10 protein-coding genes are annotated in these 13542 nt (G+C 28.9%); 9 read left to right on the plus strand and 1 reads right to left on the minus strand.

The window, feature by feature from the left end:
- Positions 1-10 precede the first annotated feature (10 nt).
- The gene (locus G324_RS0101435; protein WP_025724622.1) at positions 11-2020 is read left to right on the plus strand and encodes an ABC transporter ATP-binding protein; all 2010 of its coding nucleotides are present in this window, start codon (positions 11-13) and stop codon (positions 2018-2020) included.
- Positions 2021-2088: 68 nt separating this feature from the next.
- Here the strand turns inward: G324_RS0101435 and G324_RS0101440 are convergent, their stop codons facing one another.
- A complete protein-coding gene (locus tag G324_RS0101440; protein WP_025724623.1) occupies positions 2089-2736 on the minus strand; it encodes a hypothetical protein in 648 nt (215 codons plus the stop codon).
- Between the two features lie 318 nt (positions 2737-3054).
- Here G324_RS0101440 and rny point away from each other — a divergent pair, with 318 nt between their 5' ends.
- The 8 genes from rny to G324_RS0101480 all read left to right on the plus strand — a co-directional run bounded on the left by rny (position 3055) and on the right by G324_RS0101480 (position 13507).
- Positions 3055-4635, plus strand: a complete 1581-nt coding sequence (gene rny, locus G324_RS0101445; RefSeq protein ID WP_084027037.1) for a ribonuclease Y — start codon at positions 3055-3057, stop codon at positions 4633-4635.
- A gap of 54 nt (positions 4636-4689) precedes the next feature.
- Entirely contained in the window at positions 4690-5454 is a 765-nt protein-coding gene (locus tag G324_RS0101450) for a TIGR00282 family metallophosphoesterase (protein WP_025724625.1), read from the plus strand.
- A 116-nt stretch (positions 5455-5570) separates the two neighbouring features.
- Positions 5571-7469, plus strand: a complete 1899-nt coding sequence (locus G324_RS0101455; protein WP_025724626.1) for a ring-infected erythrocyte surface antigen domain-containing protein — start codon at positions 5571-5573, stop codon at positions 7467-7469.
- A gap of 29 nt (positions 7470-7498) precedes the next feature.
- On the plus strand, positions 7499-10030 hold the full coding sequence (mutS, locus tag G324_RS0101460; protein ID WP_035357028.1) for a DNA mismatch repair protein MutS: 2532 nt from the start codon (positions 7499-7501) through the stop codon (positions 10028-10030).
- Between the two features lie 3 nt (positions 10031-10033).
- Positions 10034-11746 carry a DNA mismatch repair endonuclease MutL gene (gene mutL, locus G324_RS0101465; protein WP_162146795.1) on the plus strand — a complete coding sequence of 571 codons (1713 nt, stop codon included), beginning with the start codon at positions 10034-10036 and terminating at the stop codon, positions 11744-11746.
- On the plus strand, positions 11743-12594 hold the full coding sequence (gene miaA, locus G324_RS0101470) for a tRNA (adenosine(37)-N6)-dimethylallyltransferase MiaA (RefSeq protein ID WP_162146796.1): 852 nt from the start codon (positions 11743-11745) through the stop codon (positions 12592-12594). The genes mutL and miaA overlap by 4 nt, the downstream gene beginning before the upstream one ends.
- Complete coding sequence (locus tag G324_RS0101475) at positions 12591-13082, plus strand: shikimate kinase (RefSeq protein ID WP_162146797.1); 492 nt, start codon at positions 12591-12593, stop codon at positions 13080-13082. Before miaA ends, G324_RS0101475 begins: the two co-directional genes overlap by 4 nt.
- Positions 13079-13507, plus strand: a complete 429-nt coding sequence (locus G324_RS0101480; RefSeq protein WP_025724631.1) for a type II 3-dehydroquinate dehydratase — start codon at positions 13079-13081, stop codon at positions 13505-13507. Before G324_RS0101475 ends, G324_RS0101480 begins: the two co-directional genes overlap by 4 nt.
- The last annotated feature ends 35 nt before the right edge of the window (positions 13508-13542 follow it).

A 13542-nucleotide genomic window follows, 5' to 3' on the forward strand; every position in this document is an offset into this window, starting at 1 on the left:
AGATTAAGATATGAAACAATTTAAAAAAGTATGGCGTTATATTAGAAAATATAAGAAGTTACTTACAATCTCAATAATTAGTATGTTAGTTGTTCAAATATTGGGTTTGCTAGCACCACTTATTGTACGTTCTATTTTAGATGATCAACTTGTTGGTATAACAAAACCATGGTATGAAACTACAAATAGCTCTGGTGTTAACTATAACAATAAATATTACACACAAGATAATGTTGATGGTAATCAATTAACTATTGTCATTATCAATGGTAAATATTTAGTAATTGATGGTGAAATTCAAATTGGTAGCCAAAATTATGAATCCTTAAATTCTAATGAAGGTATACTAACTATATCTACAAATGATGGATTAACATATACATATGATGCAAAAGTATTAAGTGGAAAAGAAGTTAGTAGTTTTTATCAACCATTTTTTGAACCAGTATTGATTCTATTAATATTACTAATAGTTAGATATGTTTTTAACATTATATTCTTATTTATTCAACGTATTTCGACTGCCTATATCACGATGAATGTGGTTAGAGATGCAAGATTAGATGCGGTTAGGGCACTTCAAAATATGCCGATGTCATATTTTGAATATGAACCTGCTGGTAAGGTGGCTAATCGAATTATTACAGATGTAAATGGTATGATAAATTTATTTTCTACATTAATGAATTTATTATTTAATGCATCTTTAAGTGTAATATTTGCTTATATAGGAATGTTTTATTTAGATTCGAATTTAGCGATTCTAACATTCTTATTATTCCCATTAATTTATATTTGGCTTAAGATTTTTATAAGAAATTTAAATGAAATAGCTCAAAAAGTAAGTGAAGCAGCATCAATGATTACTGCTCAACTCAATGAAATTATTAATGGTGTTAATATTTTACAAATATTTAATTATCAAGAAAATACTGAAAAAGAATTTGAGGAAATTTCAAATACTTATCGTAGAGAACAATTAAAAGAACAAAAACTTCATTTAACAATTGGATGGAATTTAATAAGGCTAATTGGATTTTTAGTAACTGCTTTTGTTATCGGTTATTTTGGATTTAAAAGTTTAACCGTTGCCAATTATATGATGACAGCGGGCACAATTTATGCATATAATGATTATCTATCAAGACTTATTGAACCGGTTTCTGTGTTATTTAGAGAGTTTGGTAATTTACAATTGGCACTAGTTAGAACAGATAGAATATTTACAATAATTGATTCTGAGCAAGAAGATGATAGTTTTGAACTCATACCTAAATTTAAAGGGCATATAGAGTTTAAAGATATACATTTTTCTTATGTTAAGGATAGTCCAGTATTATCTGGTGTAAGTCTAGAAATTCTACCAAATACAATGCTTGGAATTGTAGGCCATACTGGTAGTGGTAAATCCACAATGATGAATTTATTATTAAGGTTTTATGATTTTAAAGACGGTGATAGTGGTCAAATCTTAATTGATGATGTTGATATCATGAATTACTCTAAAAGAACATATAGATATCATATTGGAATGATTCTACAAGATCCAATGATTTATAAAGGTACAATTAAAAGTAATATAGCTTTTGGTAAAGATATAGACGATAGTCACATAGAAAAGGTATTGAGAGACATTGGTGGTGGTCCGATGATTGACAAGTTGCCAGAAGGTATTAATGCACCACTTTTCCGTGGTGGGGGAAATTTATCTGTCGGAGAAAAACAGTTAATTAGTTTTGCTAGAGCGGTTGTACATGATCCTTCTATACTTATTATGGATGAGGCTACAGCCAACATCGATACAGAAACTGAAACACTAATTCAAAATGCTCTAAACAAAGTTAAAGAAGGAAGAACAACAATTGTTATTGCTCATAGGCTATCAACGATTAAACATGCTCATAAGATTGTTGTATTAGAAAATGGTTATAAAATAGAAGAAGGTACACATGAACAACTTCTAAGTTTGAATCAAAAATATGCAAATATTTATAAGTCTCAAATGAAATCTGTTAATTAAAAAAAGTAAGCTTATGATAAGTGATTATAATTTAATCCCATAAGCTTACTTTTTATTTTAGTGATAATTTATTTGTTTTCTAAGTCAGTTATTGTTGTTGGTGTAACATCACCAAGATATGTCTTGAAATAATGTGTTTTACTTTCTACTTGATCAAGTGGCAAACTTAAGTTGTATGAGACTTTAACATATAAGTTAGGATGATTAACACTGATAAATAATAAAGGCTTTTGTGGCAGAACATGATTAAAAGATATACTTTTATCTGATCCAAATGTCTTTGTTGTAGGTATGTTTTGTTGTATGGATTTTGCATTAATCCAATCTGTTTGGATTACTAAATCAACCTTTAAATTATTAATAGTTTTATTTGTTTTTTCGTAATAACGTGTTTTAAATACAAATTTACCATCAGTTTCATCATAATAATTAATATAATTATAATTGATTAATTTAATTTCTATTACAACATCATCTGTGTGTAATTGAATAACATCATGATTTGTCAAATCTTCTTGAATAAGTGAAGTTGACTTAAAATTTGTTATTTTAGTTTCATCAAATATGACATTTTTATTTCTTAAGTAATCTCCAAGATATAGTGAGACAACAAATATGATGGGGATAATTACTAGAAATGAAAATAAAATTAATTTTAAACGATATTTTAATAACCATTTCCCGAATTTAGAACTTGGTTTGTGTGCTGGTACCATATGTACAAATCTCCTTTAGTTAGTTACTCTGTATCATTATACTATAAATTAAGTTAATATTTAAATCATAAAACAAGAATAGTTTAAAATAAATTACAATATATTAAAGAAAAAAATCAAAAAATCAATGATTTTTAATATAAGTATAAATATTAATATGGTAATAATAATGAAATAAATGATGACTACTTTTCATTGACTAAAAACGAAATAAAAGTTATAATAAATTAGATGTAAATAATACATCCTACTAATTTTTGATTATTACTAAATTAAAAGTTAAAACTAAATATGGAGGTTACAGATATGTTTAACATTATGTTTAATGTTGACACTCCTGCATTAATTACCTTCATTTTGCTAATCATTGTGGCTGCGGTTATCGCAGCGGTAATAGGCTACTTTATTCGTGTAGCTCATCATGAGAAAAGTATTCGTTTAGCTAAAGAAGAAGCTGAACGTATTATTGAAGATGGAAAAAAAGAAGCTGAAAAAACAAAAAGAGAACTTGTTTTTGAAGCTAAACAAGAAATTCTAACCTTACGTAAAGAATTTGATGAAGATATAAAAGACCGACGTCAAATTGTTGTGAATCTTGAAGAGAAAGTTTCTCAAAGAGAGACTGCTTTGAATAATAGAAGTCAGTACTTAGATAAAAGAGAATCTAATTTAGACTTAAAAGAAGAAAAACACAACGAACGTAAAGAACAACTTGATATCCAATATAGCAAAGTGGAAGAATTAGTAAAGGAACAAGAAGAAAAACTTGCTGCTATTTCAGCGCTATCCAAAGAGCAAGCAAGAGAGTTGATAATGGCTCAAGTAAGAGATTCAATATCAAATGAAATCGCGGCTTATATACGTGAAGAAGAAGAAAATGCAAAAGCAATTGTACAAAACAAGAGTAAAGAGTTACTTGCACTTGCTATGCAAAAATATGCAGCTGAAACAACATCTGAAAGAACAGTTACAGTTGTTGAAATTCCTAATGAAGATATGAAAGGTAGAATCATCGGTAAAGAAGGACGAAATATACGTACGATAGAAGCACTAACAGGTGTTGACTTAATTATTGATGATACCCCAGAAGCAGTTGTATTATCTGGATTTGATCCGGTTAGAAGAGAAGTTGCAAAACGTGCACTTACAATTCTCGTTCAAGATGGAAGAATCCATCCAGGACGTATTGAAGAAGTTGTAGAACGTGCTCGTACTGAAATTGACATGTTTATACGTGAAGCTGGTGAAGAAGCAGTATTTAAAACAGGTGTTGGAAAAGTACATCCAGACATTATAAAATTATTAGGACGTATGACATTTAGAACATCATACGGACAAAATGTTTTAAAACATTCGATTGAAGTAGCGTTCCTAGCAGGTAAACTCGCAGCTGAAATTGGAGAAAATGAAATGCTTGCAAGACGTGCAGGACTATTCCACGATATTGGGAAAGCAATCGATCATGAAGTTGAAGGCTCTCACGTTACAATAGGTGTTGAATTAATGTCACGTTATAAAGAACCAAAAGAAGTTATTGATGCTATTGCATCTCACCATGGTGATCAAGAACCAGAATCAATTATTGCTGTATTAGTTGCAGCAGCAGATGCTTTATCTGCAGCACGCCCTGGTGCAAGATCAGAATCTATGGATTCATATATGAAACGTCTAACTCAATTAGAAGAAATATCTAATGAAGTTCAAGGTGTTGATAAAGCCTATGCTATCCAAGCTGGTCGTGAAGTACGTGTAATGGTACTTCCTGATAAGGTAGATGATTTAGGCATAATTAATATAGCACGTTCAATAAAAGAAAAAATCGAGGCACAAATGACTTATCCAGGAACCATTAAGGTTACTGTTATTAGAGAAAAACGTGCTGTTGATGTTGCAAAATAATAATTATAATGACTTAAGAGGCAAGTTTGCCTCTTTTTCATTTATAATAGATATATGAAAATATTATTTATAGGGGATATCTATGGTAATCCTGGTATAGATTACTTAATAGAAAAAATCCCATTTCTTAGACAAACATACCAACCCAATTTAATATTCGCAAATGCTGAAAACTCTGCAAATGGCAGAGGTATTACCCAAAAAATATATAAAAAACTAATGAATGCTGGTATTAGCATTATTACGATGGGTAATCATACATGGAAGAATCCTGATTTAAAAAATTTTATTGACGGGTCAAATATCATTAGACCAATAAATGACGGATCTAATATGGGAAAAGGGTACACTATAATCAACTATAATGATAAAAAAATTCTTATCATAAATGCATTAGGTAAAGCCTTCATGAATGAGGAAAATGAACCTCCATTTGAAATGGTAAAGCAAATATTGGATACCCAAAAATATGATTATTCGTTTTTGGATTTTCATGCTGAAGCAACATCTGAAAAGGTTGCTATGGCACATTTTTTAGATGGTAAAGTAGATATGATGGTTGGTACACATACGCATATTCAAACAAATGATGATAGATTACTTCCTAATGGCACTTTATACATTTCAGATGTAGGAATGACTGGACCACTTGAAGGTGTTATTGGTGTAAAAAAAGAAATTATAATTGACCGTTTTATATATGGACAAAGTAGACCAAATGAAGTAGCAGAAGGTCCAAGACAGCTAAATGCGGTTTTATTTACATTAAGTCCAAAAAGAAAAATAGAAAAAATACATTTGGATGAGACACAAATATAACATTAAATGTTAATTTAAGGCAGTTTTCGATATATTATTTAATAATGATTTAATTGATAATGTAAAACTTACTGTGATATAATAAAATTAATAAATAGATGTAGGGGGAAATTTAAATGGCAATCATAAATAAAGAAGGATTAATCGTCACAAGAGATAGTAAATATCAGGTTTCTGACTTAATACAACGTTTATCATTTATCTCAGAAACATATGTATTAGAATTCTTACAATCGATTGGTTTAAGTGTGCCAAGAAAATTACGTATGAATGCACTTAAAGATGTATTAAAAGAACCTGTTGCAAAGACTATTCAAGAAAGAAAAACGTTGGCCGATGAAATGGGATACCGATTAACTTGGTTTAACAAATTTACTGATTCACAATTAGTAAATCTTTTGGAATGGTATAATAGTCCATCCTTAAATAATCACTATATTCAATCTTTTTGGAGACTTCTATTAAACTATATGGTAACTGCAGGTGTATCAGATACGGATTTGAATCGACTATTTTCTGAATCAGAAGTTGCTTATAAAAATAATAAGCGTCCTACTTCTAATAATTTTAATTTAGCACTTGATAAAGTTTTATATGACGAAGATGGTGAAATTGACGGTGTAACCCAAGATCAATTTAGACCAGTAGTATATAAAGCAACTACTTTAACAGAACTTAGAAAAATTGGTGAAAAATATAATGCACCAATACCTAAGCGTTTAAAGAAAAAAGAAATGCTTGATTATATTTTAGAAAAATTAACTGAACGTGGTGAACTAAATAAACAGCTAGAAGAAAAGTTAAAATCTAATAATATTATTTTGCTTGAAAGATTTGCTAAAGATCATGATATTAAAGTATCAACCGAATTAAAAAAAGAAGAAATTATTGAATATATTTTAGCCAACGCTAAAGAAACAAAATCTACTTATTTTGTACCAGAATCATCAGATGTATATGAGTTAACTGAAGAAGTAGTAGAAAAAGAACAGGAAACTGTAATTGTTGAAAATGTTGATTCACAAGTAGAAACCTCTGAAACAGTAGCACCTGAAAAAGTCGTACAACAACAAGTGATTATGACAGAACAAATTGATTATCGACCTCAATTTGATAAACTTGCTGATGCTTTTATCAAACTTGCTGAAAGTTTTGATAAAAAAGAATTTAATGTTCAAGTTCAAAATCAACCAGTTGTTCAAGAACCAGTTATAAAAGAAGAGGTTCAAACACAAAACATCAAAGATGAAGCAAAAGTGGTTTCTCAAGATGTAATGATTAACCCTGAACTAATTATTAAAGAATTACTTGCAGACGAAGAACTAGATTTACCAGAAGAAGATTTATACCAATCAGCAACCCAAAACCCAAAAGAAGAAAATAAATTCAAAAAAGTTTATCACCAAAGAAAGGGTTTATCAAAACTTGCAGGTTTCTTTGCATTAATCTTTGCTCTTGGATTTATTTGGATAGCATTGTTATCATTTGGCTTACTTATCGCACCGTTTTTAATTGAGGCAAATAGCTTTGTTAATACACTTACAGCTGAACAACTTCTTATGCTACAATACGGATCAATTGCTTTTGCTGTGATTAATCTTATCGCAACATTTGCATTATTTAGTAACTTAAAGAGAAAATATTTAATCTTTTGGGGTATTATCACATTGTTTTCTGGTGTTATAATAACTGGACTAATTGCACTTCTTGCGATAGGTACAAAAACTAAAAAAGTCTATGATGAAGCAACCAATGATACCCAACGTTTGGCAGAAGCACTTGAAAAAATCACAGAAACCAAAACTACTAAAAAGCAAAAAATAGGAAGTAAGTTCAGCGTCGTACTACTATCAATTATTACATTTGTACTTTTAGTCTTCGTCATCTTATATGGCATTTGGCGATTAGAATTTACATATGGGTATGAAAATATTCCAATACTTGGACCATTCTTAAGAGATCAAATTATTATTCCACTTTTTGGCTCATCACACGACATGGCACAATACTTCTAAAAAATAATCAATTTAAGGAGTTCTAAAAAGTGAAAGACATAACAAAATTTACCCCAATGATGCAACAATACTTAAAAATTAAAGAAGACTACGCGGATGCGATAGTCTTTTTTAGACTTGGTGACTTCTATGAAATGTTTTTTGATGATGCTATTACAGCATCAAAAGTACTAGAAATTGCACTTACAAAAAAAGAAGCTGGCCAAACAGTACCTATGTGTGGTATACCATATCATGCAGCAAAAATATATATTCAAAAACTCATTACCAAAGGTTTTAAAATAGCAATTGCTGAACAAACAACTCCTCCAGGTAAAGGCTTAGTTGAACGTGAAGTAGTTCAACTTATTACTCCTGGAATGATAATTGATGATGGTATATTACCATCTAATGAATTTAATTTTATCGGATCTGTGGTTTTAAGTGAATATGGATATATATTGAGTTATGCTGATATTTCTACAGGAGATACTTTTATACTTGATGGTTTAAACAAATCAAGTTTAATTGATGAAGTTAAAAATCTAAAACTAAAAGAAATGATCTTAAGTAACAAATCAGATACATTTTTAATTGATTACCTAAACAATAATCAAATACTCATGACAATTTATACAATTAATGAAGTCAAGAATCATTTAATATATAAAAACTTAAAAACCAAAGAAATTAAAGAAGCAGCAGCAATACTTGTTAACTATTTAAATGAAGAAAGTAAACTTGAACTCAATCACTTAATGCCATTTAATCATGTAAAAGTTGAAAGTTTCATGCGACTTGATCATCAAGTATTAGAACACCTTGAACTTACAGAATCATTTACGAATCAAATTAAATCAACATTGTTATATTGGATTGATAAAACCCATACTGCAATGGGTTCAAGACTACTCAGATATCAATTAACTCATCCACTAAAAAGTGTTGAAACATTAGAAAAAAGATATGACTTTATTGAGGCATTTTCATTACATGAGCCTCGTACAAAAGTAGAAGAAATACTTAATGATATTTATGATATCAATAGACTTGTTGGGCGTATTTCAAGTAATCAAACACATGCAAGAGACTTACTACAATTAAAAAATACATTAGGATTGATACCTAAACTAAAACAAGCACTATCAATGTATCAAAATAAACTCGTAGATTCACTAAATAATGAAATTCATTTGCATGAAGAACTATACGAATTATTAGATCGATCAATTACAGATGAACCACCACTAACAATTAAAGAAGGTGGCATGATTAAAGATGGATATAATAAAGAATTAGATGAATTAAGATCAATAGCGAAAAATGGTGATCTTTGGTTAGAAAAATTTGAAAATGAGGAAAAAGAAAGAACTGGCATTAAAAATCTTAAAGTCGGTTATAATCGTGTTTTTGGTTACTTCATCGAAATATCAAAAGGAAATATACAATTTGTAGATGAATCTTTTGGATACATTAGAAAACAAACACTTGCAAATAGTGAACGTTATATTACTGAGACATTAAAGGAAACGGAATCTAAATTATTACATGCTAAAGAAAAAGGCGATAATTTAGAGTATGAAATATTTCAATCGCTTAAAGAAGAAACAAAAAAACATGTGCATACTTTACAGTTTTTAAGTCAAACAATTGCACAAATAGATTTATACATTTCTCATGCTAAAGTAGCAGAAATATATAAATATGTTAGACCAAAACTTAACAATACAAGATTTGTTGATATTGAAAGTGCAAGACACCCAGTTGTAGAACAACATTCAGAATTTATCTCAAATCATATTACAATGAAACCTAATCAAATATTCATATTGACTGGTCCTAATATGAGTGGTAAATCAACTTACATGCGAATGTTTGCTATGATCGTAATAATGGCTCAAACAGGTATGTTTGTGCCTGCTAGTAGAGCTGTACTACCAATATACGATGCGATATTTACAAGGATTGGTTCTAGTGATGATATTGCCGGTGGTAAATCAACTTTCATGGTTGAGATGGTTGAGGCAAATGAGGCATTAACCAAGGCAACAGAAAATTCACTTATTTTATTTGATGAAATTGGTAGAGGAACAGCAACTTATGATGGACTTGCACTTGCTCAAGCAATGATTGAATATGTACACACAAACATTAAAGCACAAATGATGTTTTCTACTCATTATCACGAACTTACAAAATTACAAAAACAATTTGAACTAGTTACAAATCTTCATGTTAAAGCAATCGAACAAAAAGACCACATGGTATTTTTACATCAGGTAGAACTTGGTGCATCAGATAAATCTTATGGTATTCAAGTTGCAGCACTCGCACATCTACCAGAAACAATCATTAAAAGGGCTAAAACTTTACTTAGAAAGTTAGAAAAAGAATCCAGTCAACTTGACCACAACATTTTTATGTTTGAAGAAAAGATAGAACTCGATAGTATTATTCCAAAGGATGTTCAACTCATCTTAGATCAAATTAATCATATTAATATAGATCATTTAACACCAGTTGAAGCACTGATACAATTAAAATACATACAAAATGCTCTAAAAGATTTAAAAAAGGATTAAAAAATGAAAAATATTAAAGTCATGGATATGGCGCTTGCAAATACAATTGCTGCAGGTGAAGTAGTCGAAAGACCTGCCTCTGTTATTAAAGAACTTGTAGAAAATTCAATCGATGCAAATGCTAAAAATATCGTTATAGAAGTTAATCAAATGGGATTAGAATCTATTATAGTTACCGATGATGGTGATGGTATGACCAAAGATAACTTAAAAAAAGCATTCCTACGTCATGCAACCTCTAAAATTAGTGAAATTAAAGATTTAAACGATATCCATACATTGGGATTTAGAGGAGAAGCTCTCCCCTCAATTTTATCTGTGGCCCAAATAGAAATTACATCTAGAACATTAGAAACTGATGCATATTATTTAAAACTTGAAAATAATCAAATTGTTGATGAAGGTCCAAGACCACTTAATAAAGGAACAAAAATTAAAGTTTCTAGTTTATTTTATAATACACCTGCGCGCTTTAAATATATGAAATCAGAATATGCCGAAAAAAATGCAATATCTGATATTTTTGAACGCCTATCTCTTTCACATCCTGATATTAGTTTTAAACTAATGATGGATCAAAAATTAATTAAATCAACTCTTGGAAATAACAACATCCCCCAATTATTAGAATCAATTTATGGTAAAAATATTACGCAAGGTATGAAACACTTAAATACAACAATATCAAAAATAGGTATTGATGCTTATCTAATCGATCCTAAATATGTTCGTTCAAGAAGAAATGATGTTAGCATTTTTATTAACTCTAGATATGTGAAAAACTATGCGTTATCTCAAGCGATTATTGATGGATATACAACATTTTTAATGACAAACAAATTTCCAATTAGTTTACTTTACATAACAATTGATCCAAGTCTAGTTGATGTGAATGTACATCCACAAAAAATGGAAGTAAAACTTGCTAATGAAAGAATGCTTTCTTTCATGCTAGCACCTGAGGTTAGAAAGTCATTAGAAGGTGGAAGCTTTCCTATTAGGCAAACACTTCCTGAAATTAAAAAAGAAGCATTTAAGCCTCAAATTATTGATTTATTTGAGTTTGCTTCAAATCAAACACATGAAGATAATCAATTACAAGAACAGGCATTTGATCAATTAGATAATAACAATAATAATGAAGTCATGAAATTACCACATCTAGAATACATTGGAACACTTTCAGGAACTTACTTACTTTATCAAAATAATGAAGGTTTATATTTGATGGATCAACATGCAGCTGCTGAACGTATTCGCTATGAATATTATGAAAATAACGTAGCAAAACTTTCAAGTGATCATTATGAACTTTTAGTACCTAAAGATTTATTCATTACATCAAAAGATTATGAAATACTGAGCCAAAATAGTACTAAGCTACGTTTAATTGGATTAGAATTTAAAGATGAAAAATTAACTACACATCCTACATGGTTAAGAGATAGTGAACTAGATATAATTATTGAATCTGTAATTGATCAATTAAAAAACACTCAAAAAATAGATTTAAAAGAATTAAGAAATCAACTAGCAAAAGATATTTCTTGTAAGGGTGCAATCAAAGCAAATCAACAACTTTCAATAAATGAAATTAATAAATTAGAATCAGACCTAAGAAATTGTAATAATCCATATACATGTCCTCACGGACGACCGGTACTTATTAAATTATCAAATCAAGACATCGAAAAGATGTTTAAGAGAATTGTATGAGAAAAGTAATTTCTATTGTTGGACCAACAGGTACTGGAAAGAGTCGATTAGCAATTCAACTAGCAAAAATGATAAATGCAGAAGTTATTAATGGTGATTCTGTCAGCATTTATAAAGAATTAAATATTGGATCAGCAAAAACTCTTAAAAATGAACAAGAAAATATTAATCATCATCTCATTGACAAAGTAAGCTTAGATGAAAACTATACAATTTTTGATTTCCAAAGAGATGTTCGTTATTTAATTGAAAAAATAAATACACCAATTATCGTAGGTGGAAGTGGACTTTATATAAAATCTGCATTGTACGATTATAAATTCGAACAACAAATTCATACAGATTTAAAAACAATAAATGAAATGATAGATTTTATTCAAAAAAATGATCCGAAAGCAATAATAGATATCAATAATCCTAGAAGAATTGAGTCAGCATATAAACAACTAATTAACGGTTCAAAAAGAAGTGATAAACAAAATAAAAACACGCCCTTATATGATATCCATTTAATATATTTGGAAATAGACCGTGACCTACTAAGAACTAGATTAGAAAAAAGATTAGAATCTATGTTAGAAAATGGGTTTATTGAAGAAACAAAATCATTGATTAATTATGAATTAAACATCATTGGATACCGTGAATTAAAATCTTATTTATTAGGTGAATGTTCCCTAGAAGATGCAAAGAAAAATATTATCACATCAACAATGCGTTTTGCAAAAAGACAAAAAACATGGTTTTTAAATCAAATGACACCACATATATATAATGCATTAGATGATAATTTATTAATCAAAGTCTATGAAGATGTCACTAAATTTTTAGGAGAAAAACGAACTTGAATATCTATTTAATTGGTATGCCTGGTAGTGGAAAAACAACTATAGGTAAAAAACTAGCACAAAATATTAATAAAAAATTTATTGATTTAGATAACTATATTGAAGAAAAACATATGATATTTATAGATGAGATCTTTTCATTTTATGGTGAAAATAAGTTTAGAGAACTAGAATCTGAAGCTTTAATAGATTTAATTAATGAAGATGCCGTTATATCAACTGGCGGTGGAATTGTAATGAATAAATTAAATAAGAAACTGATGAATGGATTAATTATTTATATTGATACGCCACTTGAAACCATTGAAAAAAGACTAAAAAACAGCCATTCAAGGCCACTTTTAAAAGAAAAAACATTAGAAGAATTATATGAAATTAGATTCTTAAAATATCAAGGTTTCGCTCAAAAGATCGTATCAAATAATGATTCAATTTCAAAAACGGTCGATGATATTATTAATATCATTGAAGAAAGTGTTAAATTATGAATATATTAATTATTAATGGTCCTAACTTAAACATGCTTGGTAAAAGAGATCCTGTTCACTACGGAAAAATGACTTTAAATGAATTAAATGATTATATAAGAAATTCTTTTAAAGATATAAATTTTGATTTTTTCCAAAGTAACCATGAAGGAGAAATTATCGATTACATTCAAACAACTTTAGCTGATGCACTGATAATTAATCCTGCAGCATACACTCACACATCACTAGCCATTAGAGATGCTCTTGAAATATTTAATAAAATAAAAGTTGAAGTACATCTATCAAATATCAATGAGCGTGAAGAATTTCGTAAAGTAAATTATATAAAAGATGTTTGCGATGCATCATTTTTAGGTAAAAAAGAACAATCTTATATTGAAGCAATTGAATATATACTTGATAATTTTAGGAAATTAAAGTAAAATAAATAAGGTTTTTAAAAAAGGAGAATAAAAGA

The organism is Acholeplasma granularum ATCC 19168 (genome assembly GCF_000526235.1).
In the GTDB taxonomy this organism is placed as follows: Bacteria; Bacillota_I; Bacilli_A; order Acholeplasmatales; family Acholeplasmataceae; genus Acholeplasma; species Acholeplasma granularum.

What these genes read in the sequence shown, in the direction of transcription:
- G324_RS0101435 (WP_025724622.1), top strand. Translation starts at nt 11, where the DNA reads ATGAAACAATTTAAAAAAGTATGGCGTTATATTAGAAAATATAAGAAG.
- G324_RS0101440 (WP_025724623.1), bottom strand. Translation starts at nt 2,736, where the DNA reads ATGGTACCAGCACACAAACCAAGTTCTAAATTCGGGAAATGGTTATTA.
- rny (WP_084027037.1), top strand. Translation starts at nt 3,055, where the DNA reads ATGTTTAATGTTGACACTCCTGCATTAATTACCTTCATTTTGCTAATC.
- G324_RS0101450 (WP_025724625.1), top strand. Translation starts at nt 4,690, where the DNA reads ATGAAAATATTATTTATAGGGGATATCTATGGTAATCCTGGTATAGAT.
- G324_RS0101455 (WP_025724626.1), top strand. Translation starts at nt 5,571, where the DNA reads ATGGCAATCATAAATAAAGAAGGATTAATCGTCACAAGAGATAGTAAA.
- mutL (WP_162146795.1), top strand. Translation starts at nt 10,034, where the DNA reads ATGAAAAATATTAAAGTCATGGATATGGCGCTTGCAAATACAATTGCT.
- miaA (WP_162146796.1), top strand. Translation starts at nt 11,743, where the DNA reads ATGAGAAAAGTAATTTCTATTGTTGGACCAACAGGTACTGGAAAGAGT.
- G324_RS0101480 (WP_025724631.1), top strand. Translation starts at nt 13,079, where the DNA reads ATGAATATATTAATTATTAATGGTCCTAACTTAAACATGCTTGGTAAA.